The organism is Pseudomonas sp. D4-21 (assembly GCF_051132125.1).
Lineage (GTDB): Bacteria > Pseudomonadota > Gammaproteobacteria > Pseudomonadales > Pseudomonadaceae > Aquipseudomonas.
In genome coordinates, this window is the sequence record NZ_CP071664.1 from 3,277,476 (window position 1) to 3,297,990 (window position 20,515).

Genomic DNA, 20,515 nt, shown 5'->3' on the forward strand with positions numbered 1-20,515 from the left:
ATGTAGGTGTTGGCGCAATCAGTATTGACGGGCCTTGGCCAGTCGTTCGTTGAGGGTCTTGGCGACGGCATCGGTGCGGGCGCTGGTGGAGACCTGCGCCACGCCGACCCGCCACCAGGATAGGTATTTGTGGATCATGGTCTTGGGCAGGACCTTGATGTCGATCAGGGTCGAGACCGTCTGGCGCCGGGCGTCGGCCAATGCCGCGTACAACTCGTCCAACGTCTTGACCGTGTAGGTCTTGCAGCCATAGGCCGCCGCGCTCATGGCGAAATCCACCGGCACAAAGCCGCCATCGAGCTTGCCCGTCTCGGGGTTGCGGAAGCGGAACTCGGTGCCGAAGCTGTCCATGCCGTGTTCCATTTGCAGGTTGTTGATGCAACCGAAGGTCATGTTGTCCAGCAGCACGATGTTGATCTTGCGCCGCTCCTGGATGGAGGTTGCGAGTTCCGAGTGCAGCATCATGTAGGAGCCGTCGCCCACCAGCGCGTAGACCTCTTTATCGGGCTCGGCGAATTTCACCCCCAGGGCGGCATTCACCTCATAGCCCATGCATGAATAAGCGTATTCGACGTGGTAAGTATTCACGCCCTTGCTGCGCCAACTGCGCTGCAGGTCGCCGGGCAGGCTGCCGGCGGCGGCGACGATGATGGCGTCGTCCGCCAGGGTTTCGTTGAGGGTGCCAAGCACGCGACTTTGGGTCAGGCAGGACCCCGTGAGCTCGATGAATTCACGAAACACTGCGGGGTCCATGTGATCGTTGATTTCCGGGACGAAGTCCTGGGTCTGGAAATCTGCCTGGTAGATCCGGTCCACTTCGGCGTCGAGCTGGGCCTTGGCGTCGGCGATCTGCGCGCCCCATTCGGCACGGTAGTCCCCCAGCTTGTCGGCCAGCGCCTCCAGGCCCGAACGGGCGTCGGCCAGCAGTTGCACGCCATCGAGTTTCAGCGCATCGCACGGGCTGATGTTGAGGTTGAGAAATTGCACGTCGCAATGCTGAAACAGCCATTTCGACGCTGTGGTGAAATCGCTGTAGCGGGTGCCGATGCCGATGATCAGGTCCGCTTCCTTGGCCAGCAGGTTCGCCGCCAGGCAGCCGGTCTCGCCAACGCCACCGACATTCAGCGGGTGGCTGGAGACGATGGCGCTTTTTCCCGCCTGAGTCTCGGCAAAGGGAATCTCGAAGCGCTCGGCAAAGGCTTGCAATGCAGCATTGGCCCCGGAGTACTTCACCCCGCCACCGCAGATGATCAATGGCTTGCGCTTGCCCTTGAACAACGCCAGGGCATCGCCGAGCATCGCTTCGGTGGCCGGCCGGCGGTCGATGCGGTGCACGCGTTTCTGCAAAAAATAATCCGGGTAATCGTAGGCTTCGGCCTGGACGTCCTGGGGCAGCGCCAGGGTCACCGCGCCGGTCTCGGCCGGGTCGGTGAGCACGCGCATGGCCTGGATCGCGGCAGTCATCAATTGCTCGGGGCGGTTGATGCGATCCCAGTATTTGCTCACGGCCTTGAAGGCATCGTTGGTGCTGATGCTCAGGTCATGGAATTGCTCGATCTGTTGCAGCACCGGGTCCGGCTGACGACTGGCATAGACATCGCCAGGTAACAGCAGCAGCGGGATGCGATTGGCCGTCGCGGTGGCGGCGGCGGTCAGCATGTTCGCCGCGCCGGGACCAACCGACGAGGTACAGGCGTAGATTCTGCGCCGCAGATGCTGCTTGGCAAACCCGATGGCGGCATGAGCCATGCCTTGTTCGTTGCGGCCCTGATGAACCACTAGGTCGCCGCTGTCCTGCTCCAGCGCCTGGCCCAGGCCCAGCACATTGCCATGGCCGAAAATGGTAAACACCCCGGCGACGAACTTGCTCTGGACGCCATCGACCTCGACGTACTGGTTATCGAGAAATTTCACCAGGGCCTGGGCCATGGTCAGTCTTGTTGTGGTCATGCTTGCACCTTATTGGAATGCAAATCCGGCAAATTTACTCACCCCCTGTGGGAGCGAGCCTGCTCGCGAAAGCGACCTGTCAGGCGACATCAGTGTTGGATGTACTGCCGCCTTCGCGAGCAGGCTCGCTCCCACAAGGGGATCTTCATCAAGTCAAAATCAGCTCAGGCCTGGGACTTCTGCAAGTGATTCATACTCGCCCCCAACGCTTGGCGAATATCGGCCAACTCATGAACACTTTCGGCAAACGGCTCGAAGGACAGGTAACCGTCATAGCCGCCGCGGAGCAGCGCCTCGATCTGCCCGGCATTGCCGAGAATATCCCCCTCGCCCACCAGCACTCGATGGCCGTCGCGAATGGTCGCCAGTGGCGCTTGGGCATCCTCGACCCCTGAGATGTGAACCAGCCCGGTCAATTCAGGGAAGAACTCCTGCTCGCCGGCCAGATGGTGATGGAAGGTGTCATGCACCAGGCGAAACACATCCAGCCCGTCGGTGGCCTTGATCGCTTCCACCGCCGTGCGCTTGCGGCGTAGCGAGCACTCTGCAAAACCCAAGGGTTCGATGAAACCGTAAATGCCGAAGGCGCGCAGAATCGGCGCCAGTTCACTTAAGGCAGTACGCAACCCCGCCGCTCGCTCGACCTCGCTGCGCGGATCGGCGCGATCGTTGAGCGGGCACATCACCAATCCCTCGGCGCCACACTCGCGGGCGTAATCGGCCAGGCGCACGGCCTGGGCACGGCGCTCTTCGTTCCACACATCGAACGGGTACAGGGCGTTGATCGACAGCACTTTGATGCCGCGCGCCTCGCACAACTCGCGGACATGGGCCGGCGGCATGCCGTCTTCGATCTCGACACCTTTGAGGTCATTGCGAATCTCGATGGCATCGGTCTTCAACGCCAGCGCCAGGTCGATGAAAGCAGGCAGCGACAGGCGCGGGGCAACCATTCGATTCAAGGCAAAACGCAGGGGCTTGTTCATTGTTGTTCTCCCTCCGGCATTCATGAAATGAGTTATTGGGCAGTGGGCATGCTGAACTCGGGGCCCTTGGCGATGCTGTCGGGCCAGCGCTGCATCACGCTCTTGTAGCGACTGTAGAAACGCAGGCCTTCCTCGCCATAGGCATGGTGATCCCCGAACAGCGAACGCTTCCAGCCGCCAAAGGAGTGCCAGGCCATGGGCACCGGGATCGGCACGTTGATGCCCACCATGCCGACCTTGATGCTGCGGGCGAACGCCCGGGCGATGCCGCCATCACGGGTGAAGCACGACACGCCGTTGCCAAACTCATGGGTATTGATCAGCGCCACCGCCGTGGCGAAATCCGGCACACGAACGATGCCCAGCACCGGGCCGAAAATCTCCTGTTGGTAGATGCTCATCTCGGCGGTGACCTGGTCGAACAGCGTCGCGCCGACAAAAAATCCCTGCTCGGCCCCCGGCACCTTGAAGCCCCGGCCGTCGACGATCAGTCGCGCACCCTCGGCCACGCCAGCATCGATGAAGCCTTCTACCTTGGCCTTGTGTTCGGCGGTGACCAACGGCCCCATGTCGGTGCCGGGTTGCTGGCCATTGCCGACTTTCAGTTGGTCGATACGTGGCAACAGTCGGGCGATCAGCTCATCGCCCACGTCGCCCACCGCCACCGCGATGGAAATCGCCATGCAGCGCTCGCCGGCAGAACCGTAGGCCGCGCCGATCAGCGCGTCCGCCGCCTGGTCGAGGTCGGCATCGGGCATGACGATCATGTGGTTCTTCGCCCCACCCAGGGCCTGCACGCGCTTACCGTGCGCCGTACCCTGCTGGTGGATGTATTCGGCGATGGGCGTGGAGCCGACAAAAGAGATCGCCTCGATGTCCGGGTGCTGCAATAGCGCATCCACGGCCGCCTTGTCGCCCTGGACGACATTGAATACGCCGTCCGGCAGGCCGGCTTCGGTCAGCAAGCGGGCCATCAGCAAACTGGCGGACGGGTCGCGTTCCGAAGGCTTGAGGATGAAGCAGTTGCCGGCAACCAGCGCCAGGGGAATCATCCACAACGGCACCATGACCGGGAAGTTGAACGGCGTGACGCCAGCGCAAACGCCCAGCGGTTGGCGCAAATTCCAGTTATCGATACCGCCGCCAATGTTGTCGCTGAAATCGGTCTTGAGCAGGCTCGGCGCACCGCAGGCGTACTCGACGATTTCGATACCGCGGGTGACTTCGCCGTGGGCGTCGGACAGCACCTTGCCGTGTTCACGGCTGATGATCTGCGCCAACTCATCATGGTGGCGGTCGAGCAATTCCTTGAACTTGAACATCACCCGCGACCGTCGCAACGACGATTGCTCGGACCAGGCCGGGAACGCCGCCAGCGCCGAGGCCACCGCTGCCTCGACGGTACTCGGCTCGGCCAGGGCCACCCGGGCCTGCACCGCGCCGGTGGCCGGGTTGAAGACATTGCTGGAGCGAGCGGTGTCGCCATCCTGCACTTGGCCGTTGATGTAATGGCCTATTACCGGGGTGTCGCTCATTGTCCTGGTTCTCCGTTGGAATGTTCGAATTCAGAGGTCGAGCAGCCAGCTGTGCTGCGGGTCGTTATGGAACTGCCAGACCCGCTTCGGACCGGCCATGACATTCAGGTAATACGACTCGTACCCGTAGGGCACGCTGACCGGGTGGTAACCCTTGGGCACCACCACCAGGTCACTGTTTTCCACGGCCATGGCCTGGTCGATGCTGCGGTCGTCGGTGTAGACCCGCTGGAACACGAAGCCCTGGGACGGGTTGACCTGGTGGTAGTAGGTCTCTTCGAGAAAGCTCTGGTGCGGCAGGTCGTCGGTGTCGTGCTTGTGGGGCGGATAGCTGGACGAATGACCGGACGGCGTGCGCACTTCCACTACCAGCAGCGAGTGGGCCGGTTCGCTGTCGGGCAGGATGTCGCAGACATAACGAGTATTGGCGCCCTTGCCGCGAACGCTGCGTTTCATGCTTTGCGGGCGGATCAGCCGTGGTCCGTATTCATTGCTGGCCGCGCCCGGCGCGGCGCACACCGCTACTTGCACGTCGCTCAAGGCCGTCACCTGGGCCTGGCTGCCGGGTGGCAGGTATGCGGCGTAGGGGGATTTATCCTCGAACACCGAGTGGCGGTCACCGAGGTTGTCCCAGTTGAACGTTCCCTGCCCCGGCGCTTCGCCCTTGAGGTCGATACGCCCGCTGAGCAGGACCACACACAACTCCTTGTCACCCGCCATCACCGGAAGGGTTTCTCCGAGGCTCAGGCGGTAGGCCGCGAAGCCCACGTAATCCAACGCACCATGGGGCAGTTCGACCAGTTTCTGGCCGCCGGGATTGCTCTTGATCAACAGGCTCATGCCGGCATCCTCTCTTGCAGCAGGGCACGCAAGGTGTCGTAGCCCTTCTTGGCGTAGACATAACTCGGCGCCACGGCGGGGTCCTGCTCGGCTTCCACCACCAGCCACCCTTGGTAGTCGGCAGCCAGTAGGACGTCGAGCAACGCAGCGAAATCGATGTCGCCATCCCCCGGCACGGTGAAGGTGCCATTGATGATGCAGTCGGGGAAACTCCAGAGGTTGTTGCGCGCCAGCTGCACCACGGGTTTGCGCACGTCCTTGAAATGCACGTGACAGATGCGCTCGATGTGCTTGCGCAAGACTTGCAGCGGTTCGCCACCGCCCATGTAGCAATGCCCAGAGTCGAACAGCAGGCCCACTTCGCTGCCGGTCAGGGCCATCAGCTTGTCGATGTCCGAAGGCGATTCTACGTAGGCGCCCATGTGGTGGTGATAGGCCAGTCGCACGCCCTGGGACAGGGTGAAGCGCGCCAGTTCGGTGAGCTTGTCGGCGTAGGCTTGCCAGGCTTCGTCGGTGTGAAAGCGCGGGCGTTCGATCAAGGGGATGCGCTGGCCCTGGATGGAGTCAGCCACTTCGCCATAGACCAATACCGTCGCGCCGTTCTGCGCCAGCAGTTCGACATGGCTGGCGATGGCGTCGATTTCCTCGGCCGCCGAACGCCGCGCCAATCGACTGGAATACCAGCCGGAAACCAGCGCCAGGTCGTACGGGCGCAACACGTCGCCGACGCCCTTGGCGTCCTTGGGGAACTTGCCGTTGAGCTCAAACCCTTCGTAGCCGATTTCCTTGCCTTCGCTCAGCGCCGTGCTCAAGGGCGTCTCGCCGCCAAGGGACGGCAGGTCGTCGTTGCTCCAGGAAATCGGGTTGATGCCAATTCGAATAGCGGGCATGGCTGCACCTTTTATTGTTGTCTCTAATGTTCAGCCGATCACCTGTGGCGAGGGAGCTTGCTCCCGCTCGGCTGCGAAGCAGTCGCAAAACTATGGATGCGGTTTTACCTGTCAAATCGAGGGTGGCTGGATTTGGGACTGCTTCGCAGTCCAGCGGGAGCAAGCTCCCTCGCCACAAGGGCCCTGTCATCAAGCCCGGGCACTGCGCCACGCCTCGATCAATTCCACAAACCGCCCCTGCACGTCCCGGATCAACGTTTCGTCATCGATCTCCCCGGCCATCCAGGCCCGGCTCGGCTCCTGGAAAATCGTCCGGCCCACGGCAAAGCCCCGGCAGGTGGTGCTCTGGCTGGCCTGGCGGAAGCCCTCGGCCAATGCGGCGGCCGGGGCGTTGAGGCCCAGCAGCACCACGCCACGGCAGTACGGGTCGCGCTGCTGGATCAACTCGTCGAGTTGCTTCCACTCTTGGGCAGTCTGCGCTTCGATCTTCCACCACGCCGGGAAAATACCCAGGTTGTAGAGGCGCTTGAGGGCGCGATAGAGCACGTCCGGATGGGCTGATGGATGATCCTTCGGCGGGATGACTTCCAGCAGCAACTCATGACCGCTGACCTGGGACGCCTTGTACAAGCCCATCAACTGGGCCTCTTGTTCCAGGCGCAGCAGCGGTTCGTCGTCGGGGTGAAATTGAACCAGGCATTTGATGATCTGTTCCTGCGGCCAGGCAATCAGGTTGCTGCCGATGGAGCGCCCGTGCTCGAACGCCAGCGGCCGCGAGCCCTGCACTTCCACCGGCCGCGCCACCCACCAGCCACGCCCGGTGGCCGCGTTGAGGGAGTCCTGGCCAAAGCGCTGGTCGGCCAGCAAACCGACATCGGCGGCGATACCCTGGCGTTGCAGGTCGACCTCGACCCGCTGCACAGCCTGGATGAACAGTTGCTTGAGCTCGCTGATACTGTCGAGGCCACGCCCGCCGCGCTGAGCCAGTTCCACCAGTTGCCAGCGATGGTCGAAGGCGAAGATGAACAACTGCTTCCAGGCCCTGCGCGGCACGCTCACCTGATGCAGCCGTTGCAGCGCGGCATCCTGGTCCGGTCGGGTGATGGGCACCGGGCTGTTGAACAAATAGTCGAGTTCGGCCCGGGTCGGCATCGCCGGAGCGCAGGCATGGCGCGAAACCACCAGGCCACCGCAGGCATTGGCCAACTGGCAGCAGCGCTCATCGTCGGCGTCCTCCAGCCAACCGGCGAGGAACCCGGACATGAACGCATCACCGGCACCCAGCACATTCAAGACTTCGACCCTAACGCCCGGATAAATGGCGCCGTCTTCCAATCGGTTCGGGATGTCACCGTGGATCACCGTACATCCTTGTGGGCCGAGCTTGACCACCAGGGTTGCCGCCGTCAGCGCGCGCACCGTACGCAGCGCGGCCAGCAGGTCCTCGCTGCCGCCAGCGATGAGGAATTCTTCCTCGGTGCCGACGATCAGGTCGAAACGCGCCAGGATGCCTTGCACGTGCTGGCTGACCTTGCGGTCGGCAACGAAACGGGTTTCACCGTCGGCCTTGCTCGCCAGGCCCCAGAGGACCGGGCGGTAATCGATGTCGAGAACGCATTTGACGTTGTGTTTTCGGGCATGGTCCAGCGCCTGGATGCTCGCGTTGTAGACGCCTTCGGTAGAGAAATGAGTGCCGGTGATCAGCAGCGCCTTGCTGGAAGCGATAAAGGTTTCGTCGATGTCTTCGGCCCGCAGCGCCATGTCCGCGCAGTTTTCCCGGTAGAACACCAGGGGAAAGGTCTCGCGATCCTTGATACCCAGCAAGACCATGGCGGTCAGGCGCTCGGCATCGACCTTGATGCCGCTGACGTCACAGCCTTCCCGGGCGAGGGACTGCACCAGGAAACGCCCCATGTGATCGTCGCCTACACGGCTCAACATCGCCGATTTCAGCCCCAGGCGGGCCGTACCGAAGGCGATGTTGGCCGACGATCCACCCAGGTACTTGGCAAAACTGCTGACATCTTCCAGCCGCGCGCCGACCTGCTGCGCATAGAGATCGACGCCCAGGCGTCCCAGGCAGATGACATCCAATTGACGCCCACTGGCAAAACGAGTCTGACCCATGCTGGCTCCTGTTATTTTTATCAGCCTGCGCTTGCCGTCGGAACCGACGCCAACGCTTTGGTGGATGCAGACTAAAACGAGCAAGCGCCAAGAATCAATATTTTTTCCATATATTTTTATCGTGGAATATTTTTTCCAATATGCTATTGCTCAACCGGGCCAGACGCGGTGCATCGTTTCAGCAGGCGCTACAACTTCGTTCACCCATGATTTTCCTCCCGCCTACGCTGTAGACTGCGACCAGCCAACCTATTGTCGAGGATCGGCCCGTTTTTCAGGGGCGTCCTATAAGAACAAGCCAGAAGGATTTCCTATGACCCGCCCCGATCTGCAGGCGTCGTCCGAGAGCGCGTCCGAAGCCGCCCTCCCCAGCCCACCGATCAACGCCGAGCGGCTGTTGCAACTGATCACCGAGGAATACGAAGGCCTGCCGCGCCAGCTCAAGCGCATCGCCAGCTATATGAGCCAGCAAAGCGACCGGATCATGGTTGATCGCATCAGCGACATCGCCCGGGAATGTGAAGTGCATCCCTCGGCCATCGTGCGCTTCTCCCAGCGCTTCGGCTTCAGCGGGTTCAGCGAAATGCAGGCTTTGTTCCGCGAGGCGTACACCCACAAAACCACGCCGGTACAGAACTACCAGCAACGCATTCGCAGCATGATCGCCAACAAATCCCAGAAGGCCAGTGCCGGCGACCTGGCCCGGGAATGCGTCAACGCGACCCTATCGGGTATCGAACGCCTGGGGCTGGAGCTCGAAGACGAGGCGTTCGAAAAAGCCGTGGACCTGGTGGTGAATGCCGACAACATCTATGTGGTCGGTGTGCGGCGTTCATTCGCGGTGGCCGATTACCTGGTCTACAACCTGCAGCACACCAACAAGCGCATTCACCTGGTCTCCGGCCTGGGCGGCAGTTATCGCGAGCAGATGCGCAGCGTGCGGGCCAACGACCTGGTGATTGCCATCAGCTTTACGCCTTACGGCAAGGAAACCCAGCACTGCCTACGCATTGCCCAGCATCACCAGGCGAAGACACTGATCATCACCGACAGCAACTTATCGCCGCTGGCCAAGCGGGCCAACGCGGTGTTGCTGGTCAACGAAGGCAGCTCGTTCGCGTTCCGCTCGTTGAGCGCCACGTTGTGCCTGTGCCAAGCGCTGTTCATCGCCGTGGCCTACCGACTCGAACTCAAAGTCGATGAAATCCATGAACAGGTCGGCTTCGAGGATTGATACCCGACCTGCCAAACCGCTGAAGGAGAAGCCATGAAACTGATCGGCATGTTGGACTCGCCCTACGTGCGACGCGTCGCCATTTCCGCCAAATGCCTAGGGATTGCCCTAGAACACGAATCGGTGTCGGTGTTCCGGCAATTCGAGCATTTCCAGAGCATCAACCCGGTGGTCAAGGCCCCCACGCTGGTGATGGATGATGCCTCGGTGTTGATGGATTCCACCTTGATCATCGATTACCTGGAGGCACTGGCCGGCCCGGCGAACAGCCTGATGCCGTCCGATCCAGCCCAACGATTGCGCTCCTTGCAATTGGTCGGGCTGGCGCTGGCGGCGTGCGAAAAGTCGGTGCAGATCTATTACGAACGCACCCTGCGACCGGCGGATATCCAACATGCTCCGTGGCTGTCACGAATTTCGGGCCAGTTGCTGGCCGCCTACGGTGAGCTGGAGCAAGCCCTGGCAAAACAACCGCTGCCCACCGATGGTTCCATCGATCAGGCCGGCATCACCGTCGCCGTGGCGTGGACCTTCACCAACCTGTTGGTGGCGGATCAAGTACAAGGCAAGTCCTTCCCGCTGATCAGCGCATTCACCGCCTATGCCGAAGGGTTGGAAGCGTTTGTCAGCACGCCGGTGGAATGACGGCTGGATACATGCCTTTGTGGGAGCGAGCAAGCTCGCTCCCACAGGGTTCAGGCCGGTTCCATTTTTCTAGGCTCTGGAGTCGGCGCTACCTCGAAGCGGTCGGCCAGGAATGGCGTGATGTCCAGTGGCAGCGGCTCCTGGTTCACCAGTTTGTCCAGCAGCACGCCGGTGATGGCCGAGGTCAGGATACCGGTGCGAAAGTGCCCGCAGGCGTTGAGGTAGCCCTCGACACCGCGCATCGGCCCCAAGATCGGTAGCTCATCGGGTGAGCCTGGACGCAGGCCGGCCCAGGTGCGCTTCAGGTTGATGTCGGCCAGTTGCGGGATACAGCGCACGGCACCCTGTACCAGCCCTTCGATCTCCGGGTAGGTGGTGGTCACGTCGAACCCTTTGTCCTCCGTGGTGCTGCCGATGAGGATTTCGCCGTTGTCTTTCTGCGCCACGTAGCAGTCGCTGGTGGTCAGGCAGCCATTGAGGATTTTGGGCATGCGCTCGGTCAAGAGGATCTGGCCCTTGACTGGCTTGACCGGGATCCGCACGCCCGTTGCCTGCTCGCTCAGGTCCGCCGCCCAGGCGCCGGCGGCGTTGATCAAGGTCTGGCAAGTGAATGTACCGGCCTCGGCGGTCTTCACGCCGGTGACCCGCGTCCCGCTTCGCAACACGTCAGTCACGTTGGTGTTGAAGAACAGGTCGACACCGTTCTGCCGCGCGCCCTCGGTGTAGGCGTCTGCCAGGCGGAATGGGCTGACCTGATGGTCGCACAGGAACTCCAGGGCACCCCGGGCCTCGTGGCTGACGTTCGGCTCGGCCTCGCGCAATGCCGCCTGGTCGAGCCAGCGCACCTGATCGGCCAGATGAGGAATGCAGGCGACGATATGCTCGGCATACAACCGATCTTCATCGTCGTAGATCACGAACTTGAGCCCGGTCCGTTCGAACTTGAAATCCATGCCATGACGATCGAACAGTTCCCGGTGCAATTGCGGGTACATCGCGTTGGACTGCAAGGCGAATTCGAAAAACGAATCGGGCAGGATGTGCGGCGTGCTGGCATCCACCGCCACGGCGGCGCCCTGGGCCTGGCGCTTGCGATTGGCTGACATCATCCTGAAGAAAATCACCCCGCAACCCAGGCCCACCGATTCGCCAATGGCCCAGAGGCCACCCGCCGAGGCGCGGGTGGCGTTGCCTGGACGCTTGGCGTCGATCAGGGCGATCTTCAGATGGTTGCGCTTGGACAGCTGGTAAGCGCAGGAGGCGCCGATCACGCCGCCACCGGCAATCACAACATCGTAATGCCTAATCATGGGAAACGGCCTCCGTGCCGAGGTACTGGAACGCTGAAAAAGGAACAGGATCTATGGGGAAACGTGGCCGTAGCCACCCTACATCAGCGCGCCCGGTGGCCTCGCGCAACCGGTCGCTGCAATAACCGACGCACATGCGCCCCTGGCAGTCGCCCATGCTCACGCGGGTGCGCATCTTCAGGCTGGCCATGTCTTGCACGCCCTGCGCCAGGGCCCGGTCGATGTCGGCGCGGGTGGCATGTTCGCAGCGGCAGATCACCGTGTCGGCGGCAGGCAGCGCCGTTTGCCCCGCCCCGCGCTGGGTGTAGCGATCGACCGCGGCGCGAAAACGAATGATGCGGTCCAGTTGTGCCTGGTACCGCTCGCGACGACCGAGGGCTGCCGCCTCATCCAGGACATTGCGTTGCACCAGCACCGACAGCGCCGCGATGCGCCCGCTCAGCATGGCTGCCTCTCCCCCGCGAATCCCGCCCATGTCGCCCGCCAGATGGACATGCGCCTCGCTGCCCCGTTGCCAGGCATCGGACACGGCACGCAGATAGCCGTCGTCGCTGAAACCATGTTCCAGGCCCATCTGCTGGCTCAGCTGGGTGCGCGGGATAAACCCGTAGCCGACGGCCAACGTCTGGGCCGGCACCTGTTCGGCGCGCGCAAGGTCCGGTTCCCAATTTACGGAGTACGGCGCTACGGTCACGGCGCTCAACTCGCCCTCGCCTTCGGCACGCACCACGCCCCAGCCATAGCGCACGGGAATGCGATGGCGCTTGAGGTACGCGAGCATGCCCAGGCCGTCGAGGAACAGTTGCGGCTTGTTCAGCAGCGCTAGGCTTTCCTTGGCGATCCTGCCGAACGCACACGCCTCATAGACGCCCGCCACGGTGACGCCCGAGGCGTGAAGCTGACAGGCCACCAATGGCAATAACGGGCCCGTCCCGGCGATCACCACCGGGCTCGGCGGCTTGACCACGCCGCTCTTGATCTGCAGCTGCAAGCCGCCAAGCATCATCACGCCCGGGAGGGTCCAGCCAGGGAACGGTACGCTGCGTTCATGGCACCCCGCTGCCAGGATCAACTGCGAATAGGCAACCGACCGCAAGCGCTCGTGCGCATCGAGCAGCGTCAGCGCCCGGAATCCCTCCGCCCCGATGACACGGCTGCCCAATTGCACGTCGATCAGGTCGGCGTGGCGCTGGAAGTCCCCATGGAGCTTCTCCAACGCTTCGCTGTAGCGGGCCCCCAGGTAATCCAGGCATACGCCATCGCGCAAGGGGCCGCGATACACCACGCCACCGAGGCGCGGCGCCTCTTCGAGCAAGGTGCAGCGCACCCCGTGGGAGGCCAGCTCGGTAGCCGCCGCCATGCCCGCCGGCCCGCCGCCGACGATGACTGGATCGAGGTTCATGGCGCCTCCGTTTCAGCAATGCGGTTGGCCCGGGTCTCGATCTGCATGCCGGGGCGCACGAGTGTCTGGCAGGCGCGGCGCTTATGGCGACCATCGATCTTGACCAGGCAGCAGTGGCAAACCCCCATGCCGCAATAGGCGCCACTGATCTGGTCGTGGTCGTTGCGGGCCACCTGCCGGCGACCCAGGGCCTGGATCACGGTAAGCACGGTTTCGCCCTGGGCGGCATTGACAGCCTGTCCGTCCAGGAGCACGGTCATGTCAGCCTCGAGCGGCTGGATATCGTATTGTCGGTGTATGAGGTCTTGAGGTTGCATCATGCAGCTCTTCCTTGAAGGTTCAGTCGGTCTTGGCTCCTTGCGGCACGCCACCACCCGCCTTGCGGCGATGCCCATCGGCGACTGCGCGCCAAAACAGGGCAACAGGCGCAGCATGCTGGTGCGCGGCGCAATGATGTTAGGGATTATTTGTGACGAAGTGTTGATCCAGGCCAATCAATGCGCACGTCCGCGCCCATGAACTTTTTTTCAGAAAGCCGACAGGTATTCTTTGGCAGAATGCTGCGCAGTCGCTCCAATTACTCACCCGGTACTGACCATGAACCGCATCCTGACCATCGAAGACGACGCCGTGACCGCTCGGGAAATTGTCGCCGAACTGACCCGCAACGGCCTGGACGTCGACTGGGTCGACAATGGCCGCGAAGGCTTGGAGCGCGCGGTCAGCGGTGACTACGACCTGATCACCCTCGACCGCATGCTCCCCGAACTGGACGGCCTGGTGATTGTCACCACGCTACGGACCATGGGCGTGGCCACGCCGATTCTGATGATCAGCGCCCTGTCCGATGTCGACGAACGCGTCCGCGGCCTGCGCGCCGGTGGCGACGATTACCTGACCAAGCCGTTCGCCACCGATGAAATGGCCGCCCGGGTCGAGGTGTTGCTGCGCCGCAACAACGGTGCCCGTGAACCCGAGACCGCGCTGCGGGTGGCGGACCTGGAGCTGAACCTGATCAGCCGCGAAGCCAGCCGCAACGGGCAACTGCTCAGCCTCTTGCCCACCGAATACAAACTGCTGGAATTCCTGATGCGCAACAGCGGCCAGATCCTGTCGCGCATGATGATTTTCGAAGAGGTCTGGGGGTATCACTTCGACCCCGGCACCAACCTGATCGACGTCCACATCGGTCGCCTGCGCAAGAAAATCGACCCGCCGGGCCTGGAACCGCTGATTCGTACGGTACGAGGGTCCGGCTATGTCATTGCTGAACCCCGCTAAGGGCTGGCGATCCTCCAGCAGCCGCCTGCTGGCGCTCTACAGCGCGCTGTTCGTGATCTGGAGCGCCATCCTGATGGGGGTGATGTATTACGAAGTGTTTGGCTACCTCGACAGCCTCGCCAAACATTCCCTGATGCAACGCCAGCACCTGTTCGCGCGCATCCACGGCGACCAGCTGGAGGACGCGCTGATGGCCAGCCTGACGTTGGACGAACGCGGCGTCGACGCCTACGGCCTGTTCGATCCGCAGTTGCGCCATCTGAGCGGACCGATCCAACGCATCCCCGCCGATCTGCCGCTCGATGGCAAGATCCATATGCTCGGCGGTTGCGTCGATTCCGACGACCCGGGCGTGCCGTCCGACAGTTGCGACGCGATAGCGACCCGGACCCAGGATGGTCGCTGGCTGGTGCTGGCGCGGGACAATGGCTCGTTGTTCGCCGTGACACGCATCATTTCACACGCGCTGTTCTGGGGCGTATCGCTGACGATCCTGCCGGGCATCTTCGGCTGGCACCTGCTGCGGCGCCGGCCGTTGCGGCGGATTCGCAAGCTGCAAGCCAGCGCCGAGGCCATCGTCGCCGGTGACCTGTACCATCGCCTGCCGCTGTCGAGCCGCCGCGATGAGCTGGACATGCTGGCGGCCATCGTCAACGCCATGCTCGACCGCATCGAACGGCTGATGAACGAGGTCAAGGGCGTCTGCGACAACATCGCCCATGACTTGCGCACGCCACTGACCCGCCTGCGGGCCCAGCTCTATCGCATCCAGCAGGAAGCGGCGGACGGCTCGCCCGAAGCCTTGCAGATGGATCAGGTGATCGCCGAGACGGATACGCTGATGGCGCGGTTTCGCGGGCTGTTGCGGATATCGGAGTTGGAGGACCAGCAGCGTCGCTCCGGCTTCATGCGCCTCGATCCCTTGCAGTTATTGCAAGAACTGCACGATTTCTACCTGCCCCTCGCCGAGGAGCGCGAGCTGGTTTTCAAGCTGGAGGTGCCCGCCAGCCTGCCCCTGCTCAACGGCGACCGGGCGTTGCTGTTCGAGGCCGTGTCGAACCTTCTGAGCAATTCCATCAAATTCACCCCACCGGGCGGTGAGGTGATCCTGCGCGGCGTCGACCAGGGCGACAGCACCCGCATCGAAGTGCTCGACTCCGGCCCTGGCATCCCGGAGGCAGAGCGCAAGGCGGTGTTTCGCCGTTTCTACCGCGCCGAGGGCAGCAGCCAGCACGGCGGATTCGGCCTTGGCCTGTCCATTGTCGCGGCGATTGTCAATTTGCACGGATTTACCCTGGAAGTGGATCGCAGCGAGTCGGGCGGCGCCCGGCTGGTGCTCGATTGCCGGGCGACATTGCTCTGATTCGTTGGCCCGTGGCGAGGGAGCGCGTCTTAGCGGACCAGGAAATCAGGCAGGATCACTGCGGTGCAACGGCGTGTTCTGCAGTTCGTAGCGCAGCTCGTCAATCAGCTTCTCCAGGCCCTCTTCAGAGCGGATGCTCTCGACGCTCATGCCGCTCACCACCAGGTCGACCTCGCCGCTTTCCTGGTGATACAGACGAATAGTCAGCGTGCCATCGCCATTGAGGTTGCATGCGCAGGACAGCGGAGCAAAACTTTTTTCGAGGCGGGCGCGAAGCGGAGCAAGATGGGTCATCGTTCGCACCTCAGCTTCGAAGTCGCAAATGACCGTTGGACACACCCGGCCTCCTGGCTCCCGCAGACTTCCTGTCGATCTCGCACTTGAAGGGCTTGTTGCGCATTGTGGCGTATTCCTTGACTGTTTCGTGGGGGACGCGACATCAACAGCTATGCCGCACCCTCTCAGCCTAAGGAAGGAGGCGCCCGCGAAGAACCCGAATTTGCACTAGCACGGCAGGTGCATATGCACTGGCTACTATGATGCCTTCATCCGCCATTCATTTGCGTACAACCCCCGCTCTCGCGCCCAGACAATCGCTTCGCTGCGGCTATGCACGTCCAGTTTGGAATACAGCGTAGCCACGTGATTGCGCACGGTGTTTGGCGCGAGCTTGAGCCGCGCGGCGATTTCCTTGTCCGCCAGGCCTTCGCAGATCAGGCCAAGCACATCGCGTTCCCGGGCCGTCAGCTCGGTGAACGATGTCGTGGGGCTTTGCGCGTTGATACTTTTCACATTGGCGAGTTTTTCGATCAAGGTCCGACTGAACCACGAGGCGTCCTTCATCACTTCCTCGATGGCCGCCACCAGTTCCAACTCCGAACGCTTGCGTTCGGTGATGTTCATCAGCACCAGCAAATAGCAGGGTTTGTCCTGGATGACCACAGTGTCGGCCGCCACTTCGCAGTCGATCTGTTCGCCCCCCTTTCTGTGAACCTTGATGTCGACGCCGGACACAGTGGCGGTCTTTTCCAACCGCGCAAAAAGCGTCGCGCCTGCGTCCTTTTCGAGAAAACCGATTTCCTCGACGGTCTTGCCCAACAACTCTTCGCTGGCATAACCGGTCGCCTGGAGGAAGGCTTCGTTGATTTCCAGCAATTGCTGCTCAGCGCTACAGATCAGCGTTGGCACCGGCGACAGGCGGAATGACTTGGCAAAGCGCTCCTCGCTTTGACGCAGCGCCGTCTCGGCCTTGCGCCGGGGCTCCATGTCCATGAAGGAGAACAGCATGCAGTCTTCATCGTGCAGGTCCAGGGGCTGGCCGGCGACGATCACTTGCTTGCTGCTACCGTCCGGCAAACGCATTTCGGCCTGCATCTGCGGAATGGTCGCACCCTGGCCCAGGCGCTCGATGGCCAGGTCACGCTTCTCGGCCGCTTCGAGCACATCCAACTCATACACCGAACGGCCGATCACCTGCTCGCGGCTGTAGCCGGTCATTTCCAGGAAGCCCGCGTTGACCTTGATATAGCGCAGGTCGCTGAGGCGGCAGATCACCGCAGGCGCCGGATTGGCACCAAAGGTTCTCTCGAACCGTTGCTCAGCGCTGGCCCATTCAGTGGCATCGCTGAGAATCAGCACCAGATATTCCGGCTCGCCGGCACGGTCACTCAGGACCATGCTGCGGATGCGGTGAACCCAGGTCCGATCCGGGTCGGCGTCTGGCGTGACTTCCACCAGCACATCGCTGAATTCATCGCCACGAGCGACGCGGGCAATGGGGTAATTGTCTTCGGGCAACGAATGGTTATTGCGATAGCGCAGGTGGAAACGCTTGGCGTATTGCTTGGCATTGGCGCCCAACTCGCCGAGCTCCGTGACGCCGTGCATGGTCAGGGCGGCTTCATTGGCCCAGGCAATGGTCTGGTCGACCTCGACCAGTATCACGCCGTCAGACAATCCGGCGATGATTTGCAGCAATTGGCGGCGATTGGTATCGGTGTTCGGGACGTCCTGATTCATTGGGTCTCCATGGGTCGTGACGTTCAGGCATGGATGCGTTGAAGGTTACGACCACATGGGCTTGCGATAGTGCGCCAGGCCCTCAAAGCCCCGCGGCGATAGCCTTGCCGACGTCCTGGGTCGAGGCTTGTCCGCCCAGGTCCGGGGTTATCGGCCCGTGTGCGATCACCTGCTCGATGGCCCGCAGGATCCCGTCATGGGCCGCGCGATAACGCTCATCGCCGTTGCCAAGGAAATCCAGCATCAACGCTGCCGACCAGATCATCGCGATCGGGTTGGCAATGTTTTGCCCATAGATATCCGGCGCCGAGCCGTGCACCGGTTCGAACAGCGAGGGAAAGCGCCGCTGCGGATCCAGGTTCGCCGACGGCGCGATGCCGATAGTGCCGGCGCAGGCGGGGCCGAGGTCGGAAAGGATGTCGCCGAACAGGTTCGAGGCGACCACGACATCGAAGCGGTCTGGTTGCAGGACGAAACGGGCGCACAGGATGTCGATGTGCTGTTTGTCCCATGTCACCTCGGGGTATTGCTCGGCCATCAAGGCCGTGCGTTCGTCCCAGTACGGCATGCTGATGGAAATCCCGTTGGACTTGGTCGCGGCCGTCAGGCGCTTGCGCGGTCGGGATTGGGCCAGGTCGAAGGCGAACTTGAGAATCCGGTCGACGCCTCGGCGAGTGAACACCGATTCCTGCAGGACGAATTCATGCTCGGTGCCTTCGAACATCTTGCCGCCGACCGAGGAATATTCACCCTCGGTGTTTTCGCGGATTACCACGAAATCGATATCCCCCGCCTCCCGTCCGGCCAGCGGACAGGGCACGCCCGGGAACAGCCGCACCGGGCGGATGTTCACATACTGGTCGAAATCGCGGCGGAACTTGAGCAACGAGCCCCACAGAGAAATGTGGTCCGGGACCTTGTCCGGCCATCCCACGGCGCCGAAGTAGATCGCGTCGAAGCCCTTGAGTTGCTCGAACCAGTCGACGGGCATCATCTGCCCGTGCTCCAGGTAATAATCGCAGTGAGCCCAATCGAACACTTGGATGTCCAGGTCCAACTGCCATTGCCTGGCGGCCTGCTCCAATACTCGCAGGCCTTCGGGCAATACTTCCTTGCCAATGCCATCGCCGGCAATCGCGGCGATTCTAAAGGGTTTACTCATCAGTCCTGACTCCCGGTTGTCTGTTCAAACGAAGGCCGCATCACAGCCCACCGATATGGAAAGCTTTCACTTCAAGGTATTCATCCAGGCCGTACTTGCTGCCTTCGCGCCCCAGGCCGGACTGCTTGATGCCACCAAAAGGCGCCACCTCCATGGAGATGATCCCGGTGTTGAGCCCGATCATCCCGAACTCCAACGCCTCGCCGAAATGCCACGAGCGCCGCAGGTCCTGGGTAAAGAAATAGGCACCCAGGCCATAAGGCGTGGCATTGGCCAAGGCCAGTGCCTCGTCCTCCGTCGAAAAGCGCATCAGCGGTGCAACCGGGCCGAAGGTTTCTTCATTGGCAAGCAACATCCCGGCGTGGGCGTCGCCCAGCACCGTCGGCTCGACGAACTGGCTGTCGCCTTGAGGAATGCCGCCACACAGCAGGCGCGCGCCCTGGCTCAGCGCGTCGTCGATATGCCGGGCGACCTTGCTCACCGCAGCAGGATTGATCAATGGGCCGATCATCACGTCGGCTTCGAGCCCATCGCCGATCTTCAGCTTGCGCACTTCCTGCACCAGGCGCTCGGCAAAACGTTCGTAGATGCCTTCCTGCACCAGGATGCGGTTGGCGCAGACGCAGGTCTGGCCGGCGTTGCGAAACTTGCTTTGCATGATGCCGGCCACGGCCTGTTCCAAATCAGCATCGTCGAACACGATGAACGGCGCATTGCCACCGAGTTCCAGGCTCAGGCGCTTGATGTGCTCGGCGCTCTGGCGCATCAACAGGCGGCCGACCGCCGTCGAGCCGGTGAAGGAAATCTTGCGCACCGTCGGGTTGCCGGTCAGCTCTTCGCCGATGCCAGCAGGCATGCCCGTGACCACATTGAAGACCCCGGCCGGAATCCCGACCCGCTCGGCCAGCACGGCGAGCGCCAGGGCGGACAACGGTGTCAGGTCCGACGGCTTGACGATCACCGGGCACCCCGCCGCCAGCGCCGGAGCGCACTTGCGGGTGATCATCGCGTTGGGGAAGTTCCACGGTGTGATGGCGGCGCAGACGCCGACCGGTTGCTTCAGGGTGAGCAGGCGACGGTCGCCGCTGGGGGCCGGAATGGTCTCGCCATAGACCCGACGGGCCTCTTCGGCGAACCATTTGACGAAGCCGGCGCCGTAGCGAATCTCGCCCCTGGCTTCATTCAGTGGCTTGCCCTGTTCATGGGTCATGATCAGCGCGAGGTCTTCGAGGTTGTCCATCATGGCCTGATACCAGCGCTCCAACACCGCCGCCCGCTCCGCCGCCGGACGCGCGCGCCATGCCGCCCAGGCCCCGTCCGCTGCCTCGATGGCGCGTCGGGTTTCGCTGCCTTGCATCGCGGGGACGCGGGCGAGCGTTTGGCCGGTGGCCGGGTTGATGACGTCGAGGGTGGCGCCATCGTCGGCCCCCACCCACTGCCCGTCGATATAAGCCAGTTCCGCCAGCAGGCTGGGGTCTTTCAGAAGTTGAGTGAGCATGGTCGCGTCCTGTTCCGAGGTAGTTCCAGTCTAAGGAGGTGCCGCGGCGCAGGATGCTGAAAGCGGAGGTTGGGCGGTGTTGGATGCTGAAGTTTTGGGGTGAAGCGGCAGGCTATACCGATAGGACTGCGACTGCTTTGTTCTTGCTTGGTGCGTGGGAACGGGCTTGCTCGCGAAGGCGGCGTATAAGCCCATGAGTGAGTCGGATGTGCTGGGCCCATCGCGAGCAAGCTCGCTCCCACAGGTTTCTTTGGCGTGGCTAAACCTGGGAGC

Annotated in this window: 18 protein-coding genes; 5 read left to right on the forward strand and 13 right to left on the reverse strand. The window is 62.4% G+C overall.

The features are described from left to right. Nucleotides 1-18 precede the first annotated feature (18 nt). The 6 genes from iolD to J3Q04_RS14580 form a co-directional block, all read right to left on the reverse strand. Nucleotides 19-1,950 carry a 3D-(3,5/4)-trihydroxycyclohexane-1,2-dione acylhydrolase (decyclizing) gene (gene iolD, locus J3Q04_RS14555; RefSeq protein WP_434611050.1) on the reverse strand — a complete coding sequence of 644 codons (1,932 nt, stop codon included), beginning with the start codon at nucleotides 1,948-1,950 and terminating at the stop codon, nucleotides 19-21. A gap of 164 nt (nucleotides 1,951-2,114) precedes the next feature. Next, entirely contained in the window at nucleotides 2,115-2,936 is an 822-nt protein-coding gene (locus J3Q04_RS14560) for a TIM barrel protein (protein WP_434611047.1), read from the reverse strand. A 32-nt stretch (nucleotides 2,937-2,968) separates the two neighbouring features. Continuing rightward, a complete protein-coding gene (locus tag J3Q04_RS14565) occupies nucleotides 2,969-4,471 on the reverse strand; it encodes a CoA-acylating methylmalonate-semialdehyde dehydrogenase (protein WP_434611044.1) in 1,503 nt (500 codons plus the stop codon). 30 nt (nucleotides 4,472-4,501) lie between these two features. Then, nucleotides 4,502-5,311: a 5-deoxy-glucuronate isomerase gene (gene iolB, locus J3Q04_RS14570; protein WP_434611041.1), complete on the reverse strand. Its 810-nt coding sequence runs from the start codon at nucleotides 5,309-5,311 to the stop codon at nucleotides 4,502-4,504. After that, nucleotides 5,308-6,201, reverse strand: coding sequence for a myo-inosose-2 dehydratase (gene iolE / locus J3Q04_RS14575; protein WP_434563673.1), 894 nt, complete (start codon nucleotides 6,199-6,201; stop codon nucleotides 5,308-5,310). Before iolE ends, iolB begins: the two co-directional genes overlap by 4 nt. A 189-nt stretch (nucleotides 6,202-6,390) precedes the next feature. Continuing rightward, nucleotides 6,391-8,328 carry a bifunctional 5-dehydro-2-deoxygluconokinase/5-dehydro-2-deoxyphosphogluconate aldolase gene (locus tag J3Q04_RS14580; RefSeq protein WP_420766610.1) on the reverse strand — a complete coding sequence of 646 codons (1,938 nt, stop codon included), beginning with the start codon at nucleotides 8,326-8,328 and terminating at the stop codon, nucleotides 6,391-6,393. Between the two features lie 313 nt (nucleotides 8,329-8,641). Between J3Q04_RS14580 and J3Q04_RS14585 the strand changes: the two genes are divergently transcribed. Beyond that, the gene (locus J3Q04_RS14585) at nucleotides 8,642-9,562 is read left to right on the forward strand and encodes a MurR/RpiR family transcriptional regulator (protein WP_434611039.1); all 921 of its coding nucleotides are present in this window, start codon (nucleotides 8,642-8,644) and stop codon (nucleotides 9,560-9,562) included. Between the two features lie 33 nt (nucleotides 9,563-9,595). Next, entirely contained in the window at nucleotides 9,596-10,207 is a 612-nt protein-coding gene (locus tag J3Q04_RS14590; RefSeq protein ID WP_434611037.1) for a glutathione S-transferase N-terminal domain-containing protein, read from the forward strand. Between the two features lie 50 nt (nucleotides 10,208-10,257). On the opposite strand, the gene hcnC is transcribed toward J3Q04_RS14590, so the two are convergent. From hcnC to hcnA, 3 genes are read right to left on the reverse strand one after another with little or no spacing between them, the layout of a single operon-like run. After that, entirely contained in the window at nucleotides 10,258-11,517 is a 1,260-nt protein-coding gene (gene hcnC, locus J3Q04_RS14595) for a cyanide-forming glycine dehydrogenase subunit HcnC (RefSeq protein WP_434611035.1), read from the reverse strand. After that, complete coding sequence (gene hcnB / locus J3Q04_RS14600) at nucleotides 11,510-12,919, reverse strand: cyanide-forming glycine dehydrogenase subunit HcnB (RefSeq protein WP_434611033.1); 1,410 nt, start codon at nucleotides 12,917-12,919, stop codon at nucleotides 11,510-11,512. Before hcnB ends, hcnC begins: the two co-directional genes overlap by 8 nt. After that, a complete protein-coding gene (hcnA, locus tag J3Q04_RS14605; protein ID WP_420766636.1) occupies nucleotides 12,916-13,236 on the reverse strand; it encodes a cyanide-forming glycine dehydrogenase subunit HcnA in 321 nt (106 codons plus the stop codon). Before hcnA ends, hcnB begins: the two co-directional genes overlap by 4 nt. 1 nt (nucleotide 13,237) lies before the next feature. Between hcnA and J3Q04_RS14610 the strand changes: the two genes are divergently transcribed. From J3Q04_RS14610 to J3Q04_RS14620, 3 genes are all read left to right on the forward strand, one after another. Next, complete coding sequence (locus tag J3Q04_RS14610) at nucleotides 13,238-13,438, forward strand: hypothetical protein (RefSeq protein ID WP_420766615.1); 201 nt, start codon at nucleotides 13,238-13,240, stop codon at nucleotides 13,436-13,438. Nucleotides 13,439-13,516: 78 nt separating this feature from the next. Beyond that, nucleotides 13,517-14,200 (forward strand): response regulator transcription factor, encoded by a 684-nt coding sequence (locus J3Q04_RS14615; RefSeq protein ID WP_047230191.1) that lies wholly within the window; start codon nucleotides 13,517-13,519, stop codon nucleotides 14,198-14,200. After that, nucleotides 14,178-15,563, forward strand: coding sequence for a sensor histidine kinase (locus J3Q04_RS14620; RefSeq protein WP_434674607.1), 1,386 nt, complete (start codon nucleotides 14,178-14,180; stop codon nucleotides 15,561-15,563). The genes J3Q04_RS14615 and J3Q04_RS14620 overlap by 23 nt, the downstream gene beginning before the upstream one ends. A gap of 45 nt (nucleotides 15,564-15,608) precedes the next feature. Here the strand turns inward: J3Q04_RS14620 and J3Q04_RS14625 are convergent, their stop codons facing one another. The 4 genes from J3Q04_RS14625 to J3Q04_RS14640 form a co-directional block, all read right to left on the reverse strand. Beyond that, a complete protein-coding gene (locus J3Q04_RS14625) occupies nucleotides 15,609-15,857 on the reverse strand; it encodes a DUF1652 domain-containing protein (protein ID WP_420766617.1) in 249 nt (82 codons plus the stop codon). A gap of 240 nt (nucleotides 15,858-16,097) precedes the next feature. Next, nucleotides 16,098-17,582 (reverse strand): PAS domain S-box protein, encoded by a 1,485-nt coding sequence (locus J3Q04_RS14630; RefSeq protein WP_434611030.1) that lies wholly within the window; start codon nucleotides 17,580-17,582, stop codon nucleotides 16,098-16,100. An 82-nt stretch (nucleotides 17,583-17,664) separates the two neighbouring features. Next, nucleotides 17,665-18,744: a tartrate dehydrogenase gene (locus tag J3Q04_RS14635; RefSeq protein ID WP_420766619.1), complete on the reverse strand. Its 1,080-nt coding sequence runs from the start codon at nucleotides 18,742-18,744 to the stop codon at nucleotides 17,665-17,667. A gap of 40 nt (nucleotides 18,745-18,784) precedes the next feature. Next, nucleotides 18,785-20,242: an NAD-dependent succinate-semialdehyde dehydrogenase gene (locus tag J3Q04_RS14640; RefSeq protein WP_434611028.1), complete on the reverse strand. Its 1,458-nt coding sequence runs from the start codon at nucleotides 20,240-20,242 to the stop codon at nucleotides 18,785-18,787. Between the last annotated feature and the right edge of the window lie 273 nt (nucleotides 20,243-20,515).

Excerpts from the sequence above, each read along its gene's own strand:
- iolD (WP_434611050.1), bottom strand. The coding sequence starts at position 1,950 with ATGACCACAACAAGACTGACCATGGCCCAGGCCCTGGTGAAATTTCTC.
- J3Q04_RS14560 (WP_434611047.1), bottom strand. The coding sequence starts at position 2,936 with ATGAACAAGCCCCTGCGTTTTGCCTTGAATCGAATGGTTGCCCCGCGC.
- J3Q04_RS14565 (WP_434611044.1), bottom strand. The coding sequence starts at position 4,471 with ATGAGCGACACCCCGGTAATAGGCCATTACATCAACGGCCAAGTGCAG.
- iolB (WP_434611041.1), bottom strand. The coding sequence starts at position 5,311 with ATGAGCCTGTTGATCAAGAGCAATCCCGGCGGCCAGAAACTGGTCGAA.
- iolE (WP_434563673.1), bottom strand. The coding sequence starts at position 6,201 with ATGCCCGCTATTCGAATTGGCATCAACCCGATTTCCTGGAGCAACGAC.
- J3Q04_RS14580 (WP_420766610.1), bottom strand. The coding sequence starts at position 8,328 with ATGGGTCAGACTCGTTTTGCCAGTGGGCGTCAATTGGATGTCATCTGC.
- J3Q04_RS14585 (WP_434611039.1), top strand. The coding sequence starts at position 8,642 with ATGACCCGCCCCGATCTGCAGGCGTCGTCCGAGAGCGCGTCCGAAGCC.
- J3Q04_RS14590 (WP_434611037.1), top strand. The coding sequence starts at position 9,596 with ATGAAACTGATCGGCATGTTGGACTCGCCCTACGTGCGACGCGTCGCC.
- hcnC (WP_434611035.1), bottom strand. The coding sequence starts at position 11,517 with ATGATTAGGCATTACGATGTTGTGATTGCCGGTGGCGGCGTGATCGGC.
- hcnB (WP_434611033.1), bottom strand. The coding sequence starts at position 12,919 with ATGAACCTCGATCCAGTCATCGTCGGCGGCGGGCCGGCGGGCATGGCG.
- hcnA (WP_420766636.1), bottom strand. The coding sequence starts at position 13,236 with ATGCAACCTCAAGACCTCATACACCGACAATACGATATCCAGCCGCTC.
- J3Q04_RS14610 (WP_420766615.1), top strand. The coding sequence starts at position 13,238 with ATGCAGCTCTTCCTTGAAGGTTCAGTCGGTCTTGGCTCCTTGCGGCAC.
- J3Q04_RS14615 (WP_047230191.1), top strand. The coding sequence starts at position 13,517 with ATGAACCGCATCCTGACCATCGAAGACGACGCCGTGACCGCTCGGGAA.
- J3Q04_RS14620 (WP_434674607.1), top strand. The coding sequence starts at position 14,178 with ATGTCATTGCTGAACCCCGCTAAGGGCTGGCGATCCTCCAGCAGCCGC.
- J3Q04_RS14625 (WP_420766617.1), bottom strand. The coding sequence starts at position 15,857 with ATGACCCATCTTGCTCCGCTTCGCGCCCGCCTCGAAAAAAGTTTTGCT.
- J3Q04_RS14630 (WP_434611030.1), bottom strand. The coding sequence starts at position 17,582 with ATGAATCAGGACGTCCCGAACACCGATACCAATCGCCGCCAATTGCTG.
- J3Q04_RS14635 (WP_420766619.1), bottom strand. The coding sequence starts at position 18,744 with ATGAGTAAACCCTTTAGAATCGCCGCGATTGCCGGCGATGGCATTGGC.
- J3Q04_RS14640 (WP_434611028.1), bottom strand. The coding sequence starts at position 20,242 with ATGCTCACTCAACTTCTGAAAGACCCCAGCCTGCTGGCGGAACTGGCT.